The sequence below is a fragment of the Agrobacterium sp. A3-95 genome (assembly GCF_053521785.1).
Map to the genome: position 1 here is coordinate 1 of NZ_JBNWDR010000017.1, position 18,935 is coordinate 18,935.

The following is an 18,935-nucleotide window of genomic DNA, read 5'->3' on the forward strand; positions in this document are numbered from 1 at the left end:
CTAGCGGTGAATGTCGGTGTTGTGATGTCCCTGGCGCCTGGCCCCCGCCCACTCCCCCCTGCCCCCTGCCCCCTGCCCCCCTGCCCCGGCGTCGGTATGACTGTTGACCGTTGAAGTTGGTGCAGGACTGCAAACCTTGTCAGCTGACAAGGTTTTCGATAGCGAGCGTCGTAAACCGCTGACGCTGGTAGCTGGGCGAACTTTAGCGGTCGCGACAGCTGATGATCTGGTATCTGGGCTTCCTCAAGAGATGAGCTGATCCATAGCCAGAGCCGCGTCTCCAAAACCTTGTCAGCTGACAAGGTTTTCCGATTGGGCCTGGGACGTCAACTGTCGCAAAACCATCGATGATGCGCTCACGCCTTCGCTGCTTGTACCGTACGGATCAATTCTGCCCGTTCACAGATATCAGCGGACAAAAAGTCGCCTCTTGTCGCGTCAGTCCTTCTGGCTGCGGCTTCGAGCCGGCTTTGCGGTTCAGGGCGCATGAAAGCCTTTGTCGCCCGTCCCGGCTCCCAGGGAGCGAGCCTGGCAGGGTAATAAACCAGTTTTGACCCGGGCAAAATTGTTAAAGGCCGGGCACCGGGGTTTAGCCGAGGAAAACGTCCGACGAAGTCTAGCCTTTTCCGGAGCCGTCTACACCGCGTTGATTGGCTCCTGGCGCTTTTCTTGAAAAGGCAGCATTTTTCTCAGGTTGATGCGGCTTTTGCCGCCATGAAAGCGACTTGCGTGCGCTCAGTAATCAGCTTTGGCGCCAACTACACGACGGCGCAAAAGAACAGTCAAAAAAACAGACTTGTTTAGCGAACGTATCGATCGGATTGCCGATGGACTGAAAAAGGACGCCGCGCTTCGACGATCTGTGCCGTTTGAAAGACTTATTGGCCAGCCAAGGGAGCTCATCAGAATATCCCAAGCACATGGCAATTGAGGAATTTGACTACCAGAGCCACTAGAACGATCGAATCCTCGCTGCGCCCGTTACGTGCTCTCGAAATATTCCCCTTCGTAGCCGGGCATCTGCAGCGGAAATACTAACTAAAATTGGAAGGGCGAGAACTTCAGAAAGCCTCCTTATCTGGAGGGACAGCAGAGAGATCTCTGCCTGTCTGCAGAGGAGGGCGGTCACGAGGGTAGAGACCGTTTGTAGGTTCCCGCTCCTGAATTTTCCCAGGCAGCGAATTTTTCTGGAGATATCAGGTTCTTTTCGCAGTTCTTAAATTGAATTGGGTAGAAGCGGTCACAGATCTGATCGAAACTCGAAATGAGCAGCGCAAAGCCGGCCTTCCGTTGCCCTTTCGTCCCCGAAGAAAATATCCCCTTGGGCGGTCGATCATCTCAAATACTGCAGGCTGTGCTGGACTAAGGTGCTGTCAGAGACCGATGATATACCTGCCTGCGCGCCAAAATCCTCGCGCAATGCATCGTCGATGACGGCCTCCAACGCATAAGTGATAGCTTAGCTCTATCGTCGAGAAACGCGAGAGATCGCTTCAACAGCCTATGCTGCAGCCAAAGGACAGGCCAGAGGATCCGAACGCCATATCGGACGCCGATTTCTTCAAAAATGTTTAGGCGGCTGAATAATTTGACGCTGCCGCTCTTATGCTCGGCGCACATCGTGGGCCAACCCAAGGAACGAGCCTTGCTTGCCTTTCACAATTCGCGAGTGTTCATTCACGTGATGGATGACTTCATGCAGCCAGATAAGGGGCGTGTGGTCAGCAATAAGAAGATTACGGCGTGATTCCTGAGCATTTTGTAGGAGAGCGTTCAGTCCAGCCCTTTCAATCGAAAAGCAACGGCCAGATCAGTCCACCCACTGACCACTGATTTTTATTCCGAAGCCTTCTAAATCCTTGATGTTGCGCGTCGCAAGGGTCAATGGGTGAGTGACGGCTGTAGCAACCATCGAGCCGAGCCGGCGACCATTTCGCTTGGCAAGCGCCATCAGATAGGCCCAGGCGAAGGCGGCATGACCTGCCACCGGAATAATCCTGTTCTCTTAAGCGTTGAGGCAGATCATGCGTGAGCCGTTCGTCCAAGGCGCCAGCCGCTATCCATCAGCGCGACACCGCGGCGAATTTCAGCAACAGAGACGATGCTGATTAAGGTTCGATCCACGTGCAGCCCTTGAAGGCACTTCAGACACCCTTCATCAGGGCGAGGCTTTGTAACTTTCGACATAACATTCGTATCGAGTAGAAGTCTCACAAGGACAGGCCACGGGGCGCGTCGTGTTGTCTCTCAGTATCCAAGTCGGCGCCGTATAGGGGCGATGCCGACAGAAATTCCGCAGGCGATCCCCTGCGAGTAATTTTCTTCAGCCACTATTCTGCAGAAACAACAACCACGCTCGGTTTTCCTTTGCGGGTAATCGTCTGAGGCGCCGACTGGGCGCTCTCTCTTTGATCGTCTCTGGTGAAGCCTGCCTTGCTTCTGCACGTATCGATCATCGACTTAGGCAGAGGGGGGGGGCATGCCAGCCTGTGGAGAACGTCAGAGAAGCGGGCTTTCCGACCCTGCCTAGGTCGTCAGGGAGACCGATTGACTGTGCAACCAGTTCCCACAAGCCGGGGCGTCTGATGCTACGCATGAGCGCCACTACAGAATACATGCCGCACGCCCGCTTCGCCTTGTAGCGTTGTTATAGTAGCTGGAAGCCTGCTGCATCGACCGATGTCTGGACTGCTCCATCGCCTCAAGAAGGGGAATTCCGCGATTGGCGGCCTCCGTTAAATATCCCGATCGTAGCCCGTGCGCTGAAAACTCCCCACTGTCTAGCCCGGCCATCTGTGCCCGCTGCTTCAGGATCGCATTGACCGACTGCGGATCGAGCGCACGCCGCGAAACGGTGCCCCATCGCCCAATTCCCCGAAACACGCTGCCCTTTTCGATCTTTGCGGCCGCCAGCCAGGCGTTCAGCGCCTCGACAGGTCGGCCTGTGAGATAGACGACATCGTCCTGCTCGCCTGTCGTCGTTTTGGTTCGACCAAGATGGATGGCAAGTGAGGGGAGGGGAGGACCGTCGTTCACCTCGATCGGTGGCTCGACTGTCAGCTGCTCGACGCGTAGCCTGGCGATCTCGCTGCGTCGACGGCCGCCGGAAGCAAAGGCGACCATCAGGATTGCTTTGTCGCGTAGATCGCGCAGGCTGTCTGACTCGCACGTCGCCAGCAGCTTTGCCAGAACGTCGCCAGTGACGGCCTTTGCGCTCTTGCGCGCACGGGTTCGCGGAACGGCGCGCACGGCCAGACGAATGGCTGACTTAAGAGCAGGGGAGGCGAAGGCACCCGTAAGGCCGCGCCACTTACTCAATGTCGACCAGCTGGCCAGCCGGCGCCGTACCGTGTCAGGCGCGTGCGGACCAACGGATTTCAGGAAACCCTGACGCCTTAGATTTTTGTCGACATCATCGGGCATGCCGTGGTTGGGGTCACTTGCGCGCTTTTCCGGATCCCACAGATGATGGGCTACGAATTTGAGCAGCAACGCCTCGGGCGCTGGCCAGGGCAGGGATTGTCCGGTGGCAGCGAGAGCCCAGGCCTCCAGGTAGGCAAGATCAGACGTCAGGGCCCTCAGCGTATTGTCGCCCATGCCCTGATTAACGAGATGCCGCAGCGTCTCGATGTCATCATCGCTCAACAGCTCGGCAAGCTCGTCGCGGCGTTCGAGCGGCAACACGGACGCGATGGTATCGAGCTCCTCGGCGCGCCGCTCGACGGACGTGTGTGATGTCTTCGCTTTAGGCACGATAGGCTCCAGAATCGCGGGTTTCGGCGGCCGCTGGCACCGTGATTTGCCCCGATTTTCCTCGATTTGCGCCGCGAAATCAACTACCATCGATAAGGGGTACTTATCGATGGTTAGAACGACAACCCGCAGTCATACCATGTGAGGAACAGTAACATTTATATAGAGTTCCTTTAGCAAATCGCTTACCATAAAATCAATGACTTACGATCTCACGAAAATCAGCATGACAGCCCTGATGCGGCCGGCTTTCGACGCTGGTGTGGCTTTTAGCTCCCGGTTTCAATTGAAGCGATAAGCGAGAAATTCGTCACTGAAATCTCCGCTTGCGATTTCACACCAGAGTAGGGGAGGGGTAGTTAAACCCCGATGTCTTAGCCAGATTTACCGCAAGCTGTCGCGTAGGCGACGTTATTTTCGCTGCACCGTCGGCTGGTCAACTAGTTGAGGGTGCTATGTTTTTTACATCGAGAGTAATCATAAGCGCCACGAGAAATGCGGCGACGGTGGCAAGAAGAAATGCTCCGACGAAGATGACAAGCGCTCTAGCCACGCCGATGCCCAGATCATGCATCAACCAGCGGAACTGCGCTTGTGCGTACCAGGTCAAGGCCATCACTATTGCAACAGTGCCTGCGAGCGTACCCTGGCCTTGTGGCATGCTGAGAAAATCCAAACCTAGAACGAGCACGAAGGCGAAGGGTGCTGCGACGTAACACTGGCTGAAGAAGGGCGGGCGGAGCGAATTTCGCGTGATGCTGACCGTCTTCGATCGCAGAAGCGTCACGGCCATGCACAGGGGATAGATACCGAAGATCACTCCTCGTGCGATCAGAAGGTTCGATCCGGACCCTAGTTCCCGGGCGGCTTCGGTCGGATCATAAACCGAGGGCAGCGAAGCGGACAGTCCCTGCGAAAGAAGCAGCGTGATCAGTAGGAACAGCGGCGGGCTGAGAGTATCCTGATACTGATCTTCCGGCTTATCGGTGAGTTCGATGTCAGCGTAGCGCATCATCCCGAGTGGCCGGACGACCGAGCGCCACATGGTGACAGGATAGAAGACCAGCCATGAGACGAGTTCGTAGAGCAGCTCTTCTAGCGACTTGAGCAGCTTCATGAAGTCCAAGTGCCGATCCTTCTTATCTAATTCCTATATACGCAGCCTCTTTCATACCAGCGAGAATGTCCGACGTCACTGCAGCACTGGCAGTTCTGTGGTTGCAGACATGAAACTCCCTCGCCCCTTGGACCGGCGACTGAACTTCTAGGTGGGGAGGGGGCAGCTAAAGCCCCGATGCCTTGGTCAGATTCACGCGGAAGCGATCACGGCGTCTCTGGTATCTGCGGGTCATCTCTGCGGACGCGTGCCCCAGTTGCTTCTGGACATATCGCTCATCAACTTCGGCAGAAGAAGCGAGGCCAGCGCGAAGGGAATGTCCGGAGAATTTGATGGCGCGTTCGATCTCGCTGAGATCACCGCGAACGCCGGCCGCCATTGCGGCCCGCTTCACCAGCCGAGCCACTTCCTTGTCATTCAGCCGTTCCGGCCCAACTGCTTTGCCTTGTCCCGTCACGCGACGGAAGAGGGGACCGTGCGCAAGCTTGGCGAACTTAATCCAAGTCTCGATTGCGGCGACCGGGCAGGTCGCATCGGCCGAGCCGCGACCGACCTCGACCTCTCGCCATCCGGTTTTACCGCGCAGCGTAATAATCATACCCTTGTCGAGGATCTCGATCCAACCACGACCGTCCTCAGTCTGGTCGGCCTTCAGGTCGAGGCCGACGATCTCGGAGCGCCGAAGGCCGCCAGCAAAGCCGATGAGCAACATGGCCCGATCACGCAGGCCGCGCAGGGAGCCGCGATCGAGCGTTTCGACCATGGCAATGATATCCTCAGCCATGACCGCTTCCTTCTGGACAGGTGGCTTGGCGTGGCTGTTGCGGATGCCGGCCATCACGGTGGCGATATGCCGGTCCTTGCGATCGAGCGAGAGGCCACGCTGGGCATAGTTCCAGGAGAGTGAGGAGAGGCGGCGTTCGATGGTCGAGACAGAGTTCGCTTTTGCACCCCGTTCAGCCGTGCCGGAAGCGCAGGCTGTGATGTAAAGTCCGACGGTTTGCGGATGCGGGGGCAGGGGGGCCAGATTGGAGCGCCTGCACCAGGCCGAAAAATGCTTCCAGTCGGCCGCGTAGGCCTTGCGCGTGTTGGCGGAACTGGCCGCCTGGACATAGCCACGAGCGCGATCGGCGAGGCTGGCAAGATGAGCAGGTGTCTCGCCACCGCCGGCGAGAGAGGGGAGGGGGCTTGCGCCTGACACCTCCGGCGCGGAAACATCACGCCCAGCCGCCGTGCTGAGAAACGGAGCTGAGGTCTCCTCGACGTGATTTTTGGTGTTTTGCTCGATGATTTGGGCCATTTCTCTATAATGAGAAAAACGTCCGATAATGCAAGATTATCGTTTGTTTTCTGTCGCAGACAACCTGTGCGGTTTTCGGTGATATTGCTGGTGTAAACCGCGCGCTTCACTTATGATCCGAAGCATGGATTCGCTCCCGCCTTCCGTTGCGCCGACAGCCGCATGGGCGGCCCGCCTGCCTGGGTGGGCGCTCTCGCTTAGCCGTGACGTCAGCGAAGCCGACGCGGCCTTTTCCGCTGGTATCGCACTGAAATCGCTAGACGATCTGATCCGCGCCGACCCGCCATGGCTTGGCTGCTGGCGCGACCGTTCCGCCCTGAAATCGGCCGCCGTCGCCGCCAAAATGGTCGGCCGCAATGAGGACGAACACGCCATCCGGGACGCCGTTTTGCTGACTGGCGCCGGTGACGATCCGGGACCGGCCGGAAAGCTGTTTCTGGCCACACGATTGCTGGCGCGTCGACCCGGGACAATCGCCACACCGTTCGTTCAGGAGCTTGCCGCTCTGTTGGGGATCAGCTGGCACGACAGCCTTGCCTCAATTCCCGATATGGTCGATTCTGCCATGCAGTCTGGGCGAGCAGCACCCTTCGCGGTGGCGGACCTGATAACGGCGATCTCTGCCGTTCGCCCAGACACCGAGGTGCTGGCGCTTGGGCTCGCCGAGGCCGTGCTGGCGCAAAGGCTGAACTGGCAAAAGCCCGTGCCGCTGCTGCTGCCCGAACGGTTTGGCCCGGCCTTCCGCACGATCGGCGGGCGCGGCCGTGTCCGCCCCGGCGAACCGGCTTATCCAAAGGCGATTTGCCTGGCGCTGGCCGACGGTGTCGACGCAGCACTGCGATCCGGCGTCGAGATCGACAGACGCGCCGCAAGGCTGCTGGCCATCGCGCCGAAATTGCGCACCAAGGGCGCCGAGCCGGTGATCCGCAAGTTGCTGACCGAGGACGCCGTACCGGCCTCGGCGCCCGGCAGCGCCCTGTCGCGCTGGGCGGCGACCCGGCTGTTCGAGCGGTTGGAAAGCTTCGAGGCCGTGCGCGAACTCTCTGGCCGGTCCTCCTTCCGGATGTTTGGGTTGTGACAGTGGCCGGATCCGCTGCACCCAAAACATCTCGCCGCAAGGACAGGACGAACGTCGCAAGCGAACGCTTGTTTGATCGGGAGCTGGAGGAGCTGCCGCCGGAACTGCGCTGGCGGGAATGGATGCTGCGGGTCGAGGCGGTGATCTTTGCTTCGGCCGAACCGGTCAGCCGCGAGACGCTGGCGCGGGTGGTCGGAAAAGATTGCAGCATCGATCTGCTGATCGACGATCTGCGCGAGGAGCTCAGCGCCCGGCCCTACGAACTGGTGTCGGTCGCCGGCGGCTGGCAGCATCGCACCCGACCGCGGTTCGCCGAGACGATCCGCGCTTCGTCGGCGCCGACGCGGGGAGGCGCGGCAGCGCTGTCGGAATTCGAGGCGATGGTGCTGATGGCGGTCGGATATTTCCAGCCGGTCACCCGCGGCGAATTGTCCAAGATTTTTGGCAAGGAAGTGAGCCGAGATGTCATTGGCAATTTACGGGGTGCGGGTTTCATCGGCTCCGGGCCACGCAGCCCGACGCCCGGCGCGCCTTACACCTACGTGACAACACCGCATTTTCTTTCCGCCTTTGGGATGGAGACGTTGCGCGACCTGCCGAACCTCGAATTGCTCGAAGATGCCGGCCTGCTGAGCAGGGACAGGATGTTCGATGGCGACATCCCGATCGCTTCGGACGAACACGACGAACAAGCCGACTTCGACGACGATAGCAAGGACTACCAGGGTTCGGAACGCTGATCATTCTACATGCACTGCGCGGATTTGGGAAATGGGAGCCAGTTGAGAATCTAGATCTACGGGTATTGACCCTGCAGTGGCTACAGGCCGTAGCACCGTTTCGTCATACGAATCAGGGCCCAGACTAAATGATCCAGGCAATATTCCACCGGCTGGGGCCGCTCGTCTTGTTTGTGCTGCTTGTCGCCGGACTTAACGGCTGTACCACTATGAGCCTTGACGATATCGGCGATCCGTCGCCCAAAATTCCGGTCAAACTGGTCGGAGAGATGGCGAAGAAAGGGATGAAGCCGGACAGCCCAGTGCTGATACGGATCTTCAAACAAGAAAGCGAGCTCGAGATTTGGAAGCAGGATCGGACCGGTCGCTACGCACTTTTGAAGGTGTACCCGATGTGCCGATGGTCAGGAAAACTCGGCCCGAAAACCAGGACCGGTGATCGGCAGGCGCCTGAAGGATTTTATCATGTCTCCACAGGCATGATGAATCCCAAGTCGCAATTTTATCTGTCGTTCAATCTTGGTTATCCGAACCGCCTTGAGGCGGCACTGAATTACACCGGCGAAGCGTTGATGGTCCACGGCGCTTGTTCTTCGTCGGGATGCTACGCGATGACCGACCAAGGTGTCGGCGAAATCTACGCCCTCGTGCACAGCGCGCTTGCCGGTGGCCAGGACAGTTTTCAGGTGCAGGCATATCCGTTTCGCATGACCGTGGAGAACATGGCGGCCAATCGCAGCGATCCGAACTTCGCGTTCTGGAAAAACCTGAAGGAAGGTTACGACGCCTTCGAATTTTCCAAGCAGCAGCCAAAAGTCGCGGCGTGCAATCGTCGATATATTTTCAACGCCGATTTCGACAGGGACCCCACCAACCCTCTTGCTGCCTGTCCCTCTTTTAAACAGGTTGTGGATCCGACCCTTTCCGCCAAAGTTCAACAAGAGGATCAGAAACTGACCTCGCTGCTGGACAAGGATCCTCCCGCAACCGTGACTGCCTATGCTGACGGTGGGATGCACTCCAGCTTCCGCGAGCTGCTGAAGCAAAACGGCGCCGACAAGCTCGCTCAGAAAATCTCGACCATCAAGTACCCGATCAGCCGTCCAGACGCCGCCCTGGCGGATCCTTACACGGGCGAGCCTTGGAAACCGGCGCTCAGCCGTTCGGAAAAGGGCAAAGACGCCGATTGATGGGGCGCGAATGAGAAAGACGGCAGGCGTATAGTTGCCTTTCTGCCGGATTTGCCTCCATCGATCCGCTTCGAGCGAATCAATATTGACGCCGAGACGTTGGGATTAAGCTGGGCACGGATGCTCAGGCAGCCGGGGTGGAGGATCGAGCGAAGCTCTTCACCTGAAGTTCAATGTGGCTGAGCACGGGAAGCGCTCAACGAGGGAGCGGGTGTCTTTTAGCTCGGTTACACTGCCTCTTCATGTTGCGGCGCGGTTTTCGTCTCGGCGTATTTTCTTGCCGCGGTGATATCCACCATGTCCTCGACCGGGACGGGAGTTCTCCAAGGCTGAATGTAAGCGCTCCAATTCGCCAACATGTTCTTTAGTCACGCTTCGACAAATTCGCGATTGACCCTGTAGCCGCTACAGGCTGTAGACCTAAGCTCGAACGCATATCTGACGACGGAAGCCCATCCAAGAGATGCGCCGGGGTCCCATTTCGCGACATTCAGTCCGCCGAGCAATCTTAGTTCGGCACCAGTCGAGAAGCGCGGCCGACTGCAGCGACGGCGAGGGCGACATCGGCGCGCGGTGTGGGCGCCCTCGCGCTCGAAATCAACTGTCGATCAGGCCCAGCCAACGAGGGGAAATCATATTGCCGACTAATTCCGTTAAACATCGAGCCGTCTGGATTGCGATCGCTTTTGTCGTCGCGCTTCTGTTCGACATCGCGACAAAGTGGCTGATCGTTAACATCGTCATGGCCCCGCCGCGGACGATTGAGCTTGTGAGCTTCTTCAACCTGACACTGGGTTTCAACACCGGCGTCAGTTTCGGAATGTTCAGCGATATCTTTTTTGAGCGCCCGTTGCTGCTGGCCACCATAAAGACGGTCATAACCATCGGGCTGATCGTCTGGGCAATGCGAGCGGACCGGACGTTGGAAGCGACTGCGTTCGGCTTGATTGCCGGCGGGGCGGCCGGAAACATACTTGATCGCGTACAGCATGGCGCCGTCACCGACTTTCTCGATTTTCACATCGGGACTTGGCATTGGCCCGCTTTCAACATGGCAGATGTCGCGATCACCATGGGGGCAGCGCTGCTCTTCGCTGGGTCGATCTTTTCTTTTGACCCGGCACGCACACCCGGACCGTCCGGTACCGAGAAGCGCTGAATGAAGACGTTGTCGGTTTTCAGGGCCGCACGCGACGCTAAGGATCAGTGCATCGGCTTTCCAAGCTGTGCAGAATATTGGGAAAACTTGAATGAGCGAGAAACACCGCGAGGACGAAATACGGCTCGACGCGAGAAATGCCTCCGAGCGAACGACACTTATCTGGGTCCTTGCCATCAATCTTTTGCAAGTGATCGTTGCCGGCGTCGTTGGCGTCTTCGCTGACTCGACCGGTCTTCTGGGAGCAGCCCTGGATAATATGGGCGACGCTGGCGTTTATGCCATCAGCCTTTACGCCGTCGGTCGGACGGTTGTGGCAAAGGTGCGTGTTGCGCGCCTGTCCGGGATCCTGCTGATCGCCCTAGGTCTGGCACTTTTCGTCGAGGTAGGGCGTCGGTTCTTCGTGGGCGCCGAGCCGATTGGCTTGGCCATGATTATCACCGCCTTCATCAATGCCGCGCTGAATGTCATTTGCCTGAATCTTCTTCGATCGCATCGCGATCAGGGCGTTCACCTGAAGGCGTCGTGGATTTTCACGACGAACGATATGATCGCCAATGCCGGCATTGTCGTTTCGGGCGCAGCGGTTATGTTCTTCGCTTCTCCTTACCCGGATCTGATTATCGGGGTGTTTGTTGCAGGTATCGTCCTGAGGGGTGGCTGGGAAATCCTGGAAGAGGCGAAGGACGCATCGTAGCGGCCTTGCAATGGAGGAGATCGGCGCTCGTTGCAGTTCACGACGCTGTTCGGCAATTCGTCGCCTGCCGCTACAGACGCACTGAAACGAGGGCCTCAAGTAGTCGAGTGCCACACATTGAAGCGGCACTCGAATGGGTGCTGACCCCCTAATGCTTTGGCGAAAGAGACTCGATAATGCGGCAGTCGGCGACCGTTCCACAGCTACACTGGTCGATAATATTGTCGAGTTCCGCCTTCAGCGCCTGCAGATCGCGGATCTTGCGTTCGACCTCGGCGCGATGCTCGTTGGCAATTTCGTCGACCGCCTTGCATGACTGGTCACGGTCGTCACTCAGCCTCAGAAGACCGCGTACCTGATCGAGGGAAAATCCAAGGTCGCGCGCGCGACGGATGAAGCTCAGTCGATTCAGATGCGCATGGTCATAGGCGCGGTAGTTGCCCTCGGTGCGGCCCGGTTCGGGCAGCAAACCGTTCTTTTCATAGAAGCGGATCGTTTCAACCTTGGTGCCGGTCTTCTTGGCAAGATACCCGATTGTCAGAATGTTTGGCGACATGGCTTGACCCTGTAGTTGCTACAGGCCCCATGTAAGGCGCCAGTTCGTAATTGTCGAGGTGATGTCATGGCTGCTTCCAGCGCGTTGAAATTGAAGATCGAGGGCATGGATTGCGCTGCCTGCGCAATGAAGATCGAAAACGCGATGAAGCGCTTGCCAGGTGTCAGCGACATCAATGTCAATTACAGTCAGGAAAGCATGGTCATCATGCTGGATGAGGACAGGACCTCGCCGCAGACTGTCGAGGACAAAATCAAGGCGCTCGGCTTCACCCCCATTTCAGCGGGCGCTGACAATCAAGCTGGTGCGAGCCAGCTCCCGGACTACCACGACCAGGCATGGTGGAAGGGTAAGAAAGGGCGTCTCGTCATCTTCACTGGCGCGATGTTTGCAACTGCCTGGAGCATCTCCCACGTATCTCCCGACTGGGGTCAGATCGCTTATTCGGTAGCGGCGCTGATCGCCATCGTTCCATTCGCAAGACGTGCCTTCGTCGGCGCTGTCTCCGGAACGCCGTTTAGCATCGAGACGCTGATGACGGTTGCCGCGCTCGGCGCGTTGCTGATTGGGGCCGCCGAGGAATCGGCGGTCGTAATCCTGCTGTTTGCCGTTGGCGAGCTTCTCGAAACCATCGCGGCCGGCCGCGCGCGGGCTGGTATCAAGGCATTGATCGATCTTGTCCCAAGAACCGCCTTTCGCGAGCGCGATGGCGTGGTCGAGAAGGTTGCGGTAGAGGAACTGGCGATCGACGACATAGTCGTCGTGCGGCCAGGCGACCGTGTTCCCTCCGATGGCAAGGTCACGCAGGGCTATTCCGAGCTCAACGAGGCTCCGGTTACAGGGGAGTCTGTTCCCGTCGCCAAGAACGTCGGCGACAAGGTCTATGCCGGCAGCATCAACACCAATGGCGAGCTTCGGGTGGCGATCAGTCATGTCGCGGCCGACAATACGATTTCGCGCATCATTCACATGGTCGAGGAAGCGCAGTCGTCGAAGGCACCGATGGCACGTTTGATCGATCGCTTCAGCGCCTGGTACACGCCGGCGGCTATGGTCGTGGCGGCGCTCGTCATCGTCGTGCCGCCGATCTTCTTCGGCGGCGATTGGACGACGTGGATCTATCGAGGGCTCTCGACCCTCCTAATCGCCTGCCCCTGTGCGCTGGTCATCTCCACGCCGGCGGCCATAGCCTCCGGACTTGCGGCCGGCGCTCGCAAGGGCTTGCTGATCAAGGGCGGCGCGGCACTTGAGACGCTCGGAAAGGTCAAGACCGTCGCCTTCGACAAGACAGGAACGCTGACCCGCGGCCGACCGCAGGTGACGGATGTGTTGGCAATTGTCGGGACAGAGGCCGATGTGCTGGCCCGCGCGGCCGCCGTCGAACGCAACAGCAGCCACCCGCTTGGCGTTGCGATTGGTGAAGCGGCGGTCGCAAAAGGCTTATCTGTGCCGGCGAGCTTCGGCGGTGCCAAGGCGACGCCTGGAAAGGCGGTTACTGCGCGGCTGAAGAACGGTTTCGTCTCCGTCGGATCTCCCCGATTTGCCGCCGAGCAGGCCGTACTCGATGACGAACTTGCGCGGCGGATCACGTACCTTGAGGAAGAAGGAAAGACGGTCGTCGTTCTGATGATGAACGGCCAGATTGAGGGCCTGATCGCGCTCAGGGACGAGCCGCGTGACGACGCCGCAACTGCCATCCGGCATCTGAAGGATATCGGCGTCAAAACTGTCATGCTTACCGGCGACAATCAGCGCACGGCGACAGCGATCGGATCGGCGCTCGGACTGGACGTGAAGGCGGAACTACTTCCGGACGCCAAGCTTGCCGAGATCTCGCGCCTCAAGACGCAAGGGCCCATTGCCATGATCGGCGACGGTATCAATGACGCTCCGGCGCTCGCCACCGCTTCCGTCGGGGTGGCAATGGGCGGAGGCACCGACGTCGCGCTGGAAACCGCCGACGCTGCGCTGCTTCGCGACAAGGTTATGGGAGTGGCGGATCTCATTGCCCTGTCAAGGGCGACGCTCGGCAACATCTGGCAAAATATCGGGCTCGCTCTTGGCCTCAAGGCCATCTTCCTCATGACGACCCTTTTTGGTGTCACGACTTTGTGGATGGCTATCCTGGCCGATACCGGGGCGACGGTTCTCGTAACCGCAAACGCGCTGCGGCTTCTGCGACACGGTCGCCGTGACACCAAGTAAAATGGGTTTCAAGTCGGTGCTCGATGCGGTTGATATTCCAAATTCGCACGGGCTGTGAAGACGATGGTCGACGCGGAGGTCTGCTTGGGCCGGCAATCGCAATTGCAGATTTCCGGTCAGGCCGGACGCGCAAGCGGCGCGGCCGGCCTCATTGCATCGGCGGGATTTCAGTTTGGAACTGTATATCCGAGCTCGACGACGGTCTCCTGCAGGATGTCCGCGCCGATGATCTCCGGGTCGATCCGAACAGTCACCTTGCCGGTATCGAGCGAGGCACCAGCCCTGCGAGGACGGGCCTTAGCGGCGCGTACCTGATCACCTTTTTCAAGAGGGCCGACAGCCTGATCGGCCTGACCTATCTTCTTGGAACTCGAGCCTATCTCGGCTTGGGGGTCTGGTCGCCTGATCCGGCGGACCCGACCATTCTCGGCTTCTTCCGCCCTGATCACGTCGATTACTGGAGCTGGTTGTGGAAGGCACTGTTCACGATCATCACACTCTCGGCCGGCTTCAAGGGTGGTGAGGTGACGCCGCTGTTTTTCATCGGTGCAGGGCTTGGCAGTGCGCTCGGCGGGCTTCTCGGCGCCCCGGTCGATTTGATGGCGGGACTTGGCTTCGTCGCCGTCTTTGCTGGCGCAACGAACACGCCACTTGCCTGCATGGTCATGGGGATTGAACTCTTCGGGGCCACCCATGGCGTCTATATCGCCACCGCCTGCTTTCTCGCCTACCTCTTCAGCGGCCATTCGAGCATCTATTTGTCTCAGCGTATCGGCGTCGTCAAATCGGCTGGTTCGGACCTGCCGACCGGTGTTCCGGTGCGCGCGATCCGCACGAAGGGCGGCAGAACGCCCGCGCCTGTGGCAACGCATGCAAATTCCCTCTCCATTCACTCCAATCTGACCGAAAGGCCTATCGTCATGACCCACACCGTCTCCTCACGCGAATTCGGCATGGTGCGCATCTATCTTCGCCCTGGGGAGAAAGTGAAGGGGGCTAAGCGCTGGTTCGGCAGCAAGCCGCTCTAGCGTGAACTTGTGATCCAGGCGAAAGCGGCAGGGATCATCAATGCGGTCGCTCATCACACGACGTTCGGATACAGCAACCACGGCAAGATGCAGTCAGAAGGTGTGGAGATCCAGAACCCCAATCTCACCATGTGCGTCGAACTGATCGCGCCGAAGCAGGATCTCGAGACCTTCTGCCGGACGCACGGTGAGTTGCTATGCCGCAAGGTGGTCATCTACAAGCATATCGAGCAGTAGGAAGTCCTGGGTGAAGAGATTGCGGCGCAAGACGCGCTGTCGGGTCGCTTGTCGTCATCCAGCACGTTCTGAGGAAGCGATCATGGGATTTGTCATCGTATTTCTGGGTGCAGGCGTCGGTGGTGCCGTCCGCCATGGTGTGAACCTTATAGTGGCCCATCTGCTCGGACTTGGTTTTCCATGGGCAACCTTATCGATCAATATCATCGGGTCATTGCTGATGGGTATCCTGACGGAGATTTTTGTCATGCGAACCGGGCTGCCGCAGGAACTGCGGTTGTTTCTGACAACCGGCATTCTTGGCGGTTTTACGACCTTCTCGACGTTTTCGCTGGATGCTGTAGGGCTTTGGGAAAGGGGAGAGACTAGCGCCGCCATCCTCTACGCCAGCGCTTCTGTCATCCTGGCATTCATTGCAGTATTCGCTGGCATGGCGCTGGTGCGTGGTATGGTTGGAGGTAAAACGGCATGAAAAGTATTCTTCTTGGCTGGCCCTTCTGGGCGCTATTGTCGGCTGGCTTTGCGGCAATAACGGCTATCTTCGCAAAAGTCGGGGTCGAAAACGTCAATTCCGATTTCGCGACTTTCATTCGCACGATCGTCATTCTGGCCGCCGCCGGGATGATGGTCTATGTCACCGGAAACTGGCAATCGCCGGGTACGGTGTCCGGCCGTAGCTGGAGTTTCCTTGTTCTATCGGGCCTGGCAACCGGCGCGTCGTGGATCTGCTATTTCCGGGCGTTGAAACTCGGTGATGCCGCACGCGTTGCGCCGATCGACAAGCTCAGTGTCGTCTTTGTCGCAATCTTTGCCGTACTCTTTCTGGGGGAGCGTCTGTCGCTCCCCAATTGGCTTGGCGTCTGCCTGATTGCCTGCGGCGCTGTCCTCGTCGCTTACCGCGCCTAGAGCAGACCAGATGTCGAACCCACTCCGTCTCCCCATCTGGCAGGTCTGGTACGCGTGGCACGCAGTTCTACCAGAGGATGATCGTATATTCTGGCTGGAAGTCGTGTGGAGGCGATGGGAGCCGACGGATGGGCGATGGCGGTATCGCTCATTTCGAACACGAGACGAACGGGACGCAGAAGCTGCGTCGCAGGAAATCTGAATCAGGAGGAACACCATGCACGTTGTTGCGCTCATCCCACATCCTAAAACAGCCCTTTCCAGCCTGCTGATCGCCGACGCTGCATCAGCGGTCGAACCGGGATCAACAATCACGGCGCTCCATGTTTGCGTCGATCCCGCCAAGATCGGAGGCAGTGTAGAGGAAGTCGACATGCAGGAAATGCGGATCCGCGATGAGGGCACGGCCTCTCAGCGACGGAACGAGGTCAGAAAGATCTTCGAGGAGTGGTCGGCAGGGCGTGAACCGTCGCCGGCTGGCGCCAAGGTCGAGTGGGTGGAAGCTGATGGTGGAGAAGAAGACGGTGTCCGCAATCATCTCGGATCGGCCGATCTGGTGACCATCGCCCGCCCGCAATCGATGGACGGCGGCGACGCCCTGCATGCGGCGCTCTTCGATCATCATAGGCTGGTGGTTTTTACGCCGGATACTAACGGAACTGCGGTTTCTTTCGGCCGCTCGATTGCCATTTTCTGGAGGGACGATGACGAAATACGTTCTTGCCTTCAAAAGGCCAGAGCTTGGCTCCGCGCTGCTGATACATTGGTAATTCTCGCAGCACACGAGAACGAAGTCCCAGAGGCGGTTGGGTTCATTCAGTCACTGCATGTCAGCGGGACAGGGCGGCTGCAGACCTCCGTGGCGAAAAACGCCGACGAATTTCTGGAAAAGGCCAATAGGGGCGGTGCCGATACACTTTTGATGGGCGCCTACCGTCATGGCGCATTTCTTGAGGCCGTCTTTGGCGGGGCCACGAAGACAGTGATGGACCACACAAGTTTGCCCGCTTTTCTTAGCCATTAGGCCCAAATACGACGCATCTTCATGTGGAACTTCGCCCAAGGAATCCGTTCTACAAGCAAAAAAGAGTTCCATATCCTTGAGCGCAGTGAAAGAGTGAAAAATTATTTTGCTGCCGGGTGGAATAACGCGTGATTGCCAGCGTCTCTCTGCTGTCATTTCAACAAGGAGATCACACTATGCGCAAAACAGTTCTGATGGCTCTGCCGCTCGTTTTTCTCATGTCTACCGGTGCAGCCCTTGCTGGCCCTGCCATGGACATGGCCAAGACCCGTATCGAAGCGATTGCCAAGGGCGATGTCGCGACAATCACCAAAGACTACGGCAAGGATCCTTCCCTTGCCTGGATTGGTGGTCCGCTCGACGGCAGTTATGCGTCGGAAAAGGCGATTGCGGAAGTCTGGGCCAAATTCTCGACGGCACAGGGCGAACAGACCGCCACAGTCGGTGAACTCTGGGAGGCAGCCAATCCCAAGGGCGCGACCGTTGCCGCGAATGTTGTCTTTGCCGGCAAGAACAAGGTTCCCGTTCTTTACATCATGACCTATCGTGACGGAAAACTTGTCGACGAAATCTGGCAGGTCAACCCGCCTGCAAAGTAAGGCGACGGGTGGCCACACCGGCTTCGCCGGTGTGGCCACCGATCCGAAGGGCTGATGATGTCGACAATGGCGATGCGACTGGAGGCTGAAATACCGGCATTGCGACGCTATGCCTTCGCGCTTCTGCGTGATCACAACCGTGCCGACGATCTCGTACAGGATTGCCTTGAGCGTGCGATATCACGCTGGTATCTGCGCCGGACTGATGGTGACCTGCGGGCATGGCTGTTTACCATCATGCGAAACCTGCACATCTCGGCTGGACGCCAATCCCAGCGCCGGGGTCCACACCACGACCTCGATACCGTCACGCTCCCCGGATCGCCAGCCGATCAGGATCATGGCATTGCCGTGCGCGATATACTCGAAGCGCTCGATAGGCTTTCCGACGATCAAAAATCGCTTTTGCTTCTGGTTGGCGTCGAGGATCTGTCCTATGAGCAGGCTGCTGCCGTCATTGGTGTGCCGGTAGGAACCGTGATGTCGCGGCTGTCGCGCGCCAGGCAGAAATTCCGATCTATCCTAGACAACAAGACGCCCGTGACCTTGCGAAGGGTAAAATGATGAACACCGGTTCGCCGATCGGCGAAGATGATCTTCAGGCTTACATCGACGGAAAGCTGACGCCTGACCGTCAGGCGCTTGTCGACGCCTATCTTGCTGGTCATCCTGAAGTGAGCGCAAGGGTCACGCAACAGCTTGCGGACCGGGAAGCCTTGCGAGTGCGGCTATCTGAAAAATTCGCAGAGCCCATTCCAGCGCGGCTGCGCATCGCCAACCTTCAGTCCAACGCAGCTTTGCGAAGACGAGGCTGGTATCGCTCCGCCATGACCGCTTGCATCTTCCTGGGAATAGGCCTGACCGGTGGCTGGTGGCTAAAGCCTGAAGGCGTGCAAATCAACGCAGCGCGATTGTCCGAGGCGGGTTTTGCCGCGAATGCATCTGACGCCTATCGGACCTTCGTGGTCGAAGTAGCCCATCCGGTCGAAGTTGGAGCGGATGACGAGGCACATCTGGTCACATGGCTGTCGAAGCGATCCGGCCGGGCACTGACGCCACCGAACCTTTCGGCATTCGGGTATAAGCTGCTCGGCGGACGCGTCCTTCCGGGCGGTGGCGCTGCGGCTGCACAACTCATGTACGAGGATGACAAAGGCGAGAGGCTGGCCGTTTATCTACGCGCCGGCCAATCAGCGCAGACAGCGTTCACGTTTGAAGAGAAAAACGGCGTGTCCAGCTTTGTCTGGGTGGATCAGGGGTTCGATTTCGCGGTATCCGCCTCGGTCGATCGGGCAAAGCTCCTTCCGATCGCAACTGCGATTTATCAAGGAATGATTTGAAACCGG

The 18,935-nt window shown here is 58.5% G+C and carries 16 protein-coding genes and 3 pseudogenes; 13 read left to right on the forward strand and 6 right to left on the reverse strand.

Going from position 1 to position 18,935, the window contains the following annotated elements:
* Positions 1–1,810: 1,810 nt before the first annotated feature.
* The 5 genes and pseudogenes from ACQZ5Y_RS27280 to ACQZ5Y_RS27300 form a co-directional block, all read right to left on the reverse strand.
* A pseudogene (locus tag ACQZ5Y_RS27280) lies at positions 1,811–2,214 on the reverse strand (PIN domain-containing protein).
* Positions 2,211–2,456 (reverse strand): annotated as a pseudogene (locus ACQZ5Y_RS27285) (type II toxin-antitoxin system prevent-host-death family antitoxin). The pseudogenes ACQZ5Y_RS27280 and ACQZ5Y_RS27285 overlap by 4 nt, the downstream one beginning before the upstream one ends.
* A 148-nt stretch (positions 2,457–2,604) precedes the next feature.
* On the reverse strand, positions 2,605–3,753 hold the full coding sequence (locus ACQZ5Y_RS27290; RefSeq protein WP_174051762.1) for a tyrosine-type recombinase/integrase: 1,149 nt from the start codon (positions 3,751–3,753) through the stop codon (positions 2,605–2,607).
* 436 nt (positions 3,754–4,189) lie between these two features.
* Positions 4,190–4,870 (reverse strand): permease, encoded by a 681-nt coding sequence (locus ACQZ5Y_RS27295; protein ID WP_236763108.1) that lies wholly within the window; start codon positions 4,868–4,870, stop codon positions 4,190–4,192.
* A 166-nt stretch (positions 4,871–5,036) separates the two neighbouring features.
* Positions 5,037–6,170 (reverse strand): site-specific integrase, encoded by a 1,134-nt coding sequence (locus ACQZ5Y_RS27300; RefSeq protein ID WP_174060254.1) that lies wholly within the window; start codon positions 6,168–6,170, stop codon positions 5,037–5,039.
* 124 nt (positions 6,171–6,294) lie between these two features.
* Here ACQZ5Y_RS27300 and ACQZ5Y_RS27305 point away from each other — a divergent pair, with 124 nt between their 5' ends.
* From ACQZ5Y_RS27305 to ACQZ5Y_RS27325, 5 genes are all read left to right on the forward strand, one after another.
* Positions 6,295–7,248 carry a DUF1403 family protein gene (locus tag ACQZ5Y_RS27305; RefSeq protein WP_174060255.1) on the forward strand — a complete coding sequence of 318 codons (954 nt, stop codon included), beginning with the start codon at positions 6,295–6,297 and terminating at the stop codon, positions 7,246–7,248.
* A 2-nt stretch (positions 7,249–7,250) separates the two neighbouring features.
* Positions 7,251–7,988, forward strand: a complete 738-nt coding sequence (gene scpB, locus ACQZ5Y_RS27310; protein WP_174060305.1) for an SMC-Scp complex subunit ScpB — start codon at positions 7,251–7,253, stop codon at positions 7,986–7,988.
* 128 nt (positions 7,989–8,116) lie between these two features.
* Positions 8,117–9,178 carry a L,D-transpeptidase family protein gene (locus tag ACQZ5Y_RS27315; protein WP_174060256.1) on the forward strand — a complete coding sequence of 354 codons (1,062 nt, stop codon included), beginning with the start codon at positions 8,117–8,119 and terminating at the stop codon, positions 9,176–9,178.
* 637 nt (positions 9,179–9,815) lie between these two features.
* Positions 9,816–10,337 carry a signal peptidase II gene (gene lspA, locus ACQZ5Y_RS27320; RefSeq protein ID WP_236763094.1) on the forward strand — a complete coding sequence of 174 codons (522 nt, stop codon included), beginning with the start codon at positions 9,816–9,818 and terminating at the stop codon, positions 10,335–10,337.
* A 91-nt stretch (positions 10,338–10,428) separates the two neighbouring features.
* Positions 10,429–11,034, forward strand: coding sequence for a cation transporter (locus ACQZ5Y_RS27325; protein ID WP_174060258.1), 606 nt, complete (start codon positions 10,429–10,431; stop codon positions 11,032–11,034).
* Positions 11,035–11,182: 148 nt separating this feature from the next.
* On the opposite strand, the gene ACQZ5Y_RS27330 is transcribed toward ACQZ5Y_RS27325, so the two are convergent.
* Positions 11,183–11,590, reverse strand: a complete 408-nt coding sequence (locus ACQZ5Y_RS27330; protein ID WP_174060259.1) for a MerR family transcriptional regulator — start codon at positions 11,588–11,590, stop codon at positions 11,183–11,185.
* Positions 11,591–11,656: 66 nt separating this feature from the next.
* Here ACQZ5Y_RS27330 and ACQZ5Y_RS27335 point away from each other — a divergent pair, with 66 nt between their 5' ends.
* The 8 genes and pseudogenes from ACQZ5Y_RS27335 to ACQZ5Y_RS27370 all read left to right on the forward strand — a co-directional run bounded on the left by ACQZ5Y_RS27335 (position 11,657) and on the right by ACQZ5Y_RS27370 (position 18,929).
* A complete protein-coding gene (locus tag ACQZ5Y_RS27335) occupies positions 11,657–13,795 on the forward strand; it encodes a heavy metal translocating P-type ATPase (protein WP_174060260.1) in 2,139 nt (712 codons plus the stop codon).
* Between the two features lie 341 nt (positions 13,796–14,136).
* Positions 14,137–15,060 (forward strand): annotated as a pseudogene (locus tag ACQZ5Y_RS27340) (DUF190 domain-containing protein); the annotation flags it as partial.
* Positions 15,061–15,142: 82 nt separating this feature from the next.
* Positions 15,143–15,532 (forward strand): fluoride efflux transporter CrcB, encoded by a 390-nt coding sequence (crcB, locus tag ACQZ5Y_RS27345; protein ID WP_174060263.1) that lies wholly within the window; start codon positions 15,143–15,145, stop codon positions 15,530–15,532.
* On the forward strand, positions 15,529–15,966 hold the full coding sequence (locus ACQZ5Y_RS27350; RefSeq protein ID WP_174060264.1) for an EamA family transporter: 438 nt from the start codon (positions 15,529–15,531) through the stop codon (positions 15,964–15,966). The genes crcB and ACQZ5Y_RS27350 overlap by 4 nt, the downstream gene beginning before the upstream one ends.
* A gap of 217 nt (positions 15,967–16,183) precedes the next feature.
* A complete protein-coding gene (locus ACQZ5Y_RS27355) occupies positions 16,184–16,990 on the forward strand; it encodes a universal stress protein (RefSeq protein WP_075627914.1) in 807 nt (268 codons plus the stop codon).
* 176 nt (positions 16,991–17,166) lie between these two features.
* Positions 17,167–17,589, forward strand: a complete 423-nt coding sequence (locus ACQZ5Y_RS27360) for a nuclear transport factor 2 family protein (protein ID WP_174060265.1) — start codon at positions 17,167–17,169, stop codon at positions 17,587–17,589.
* A 57-nt stretch (positions 17,590–17,646) separates the two neighbouring features.
* Complete coding sequence (locus ACQZ5Y_RS27365; protein WP_081177394.1) at positions 17,647–18,153, forward strand: sigma-70 family RNA polymerase sigma factor; 507 nt, start codon at positions 17,647–17,649, stop codon at positions 18,151–18,153.
* Positions 18,153–18,929 (forward strand): anti-sigma factor family protein, encoded by a 777-nt coding sequence (locus tag ACQZ5Y_RS27370; protein WP_236763096.1) that lies wholly within the window; start codon positions 18,153–18,155, stop codon positions 18,927–18,929. The genes ACQZ5Y_RS27365 and ACQZ5Y_RS27370 overlap by 1 nt, the downstream gene beginning before the upstream one ends.
* The last annotated feature ends 6 nt before the right edge of the window (positions 18,930–18,935 follow it).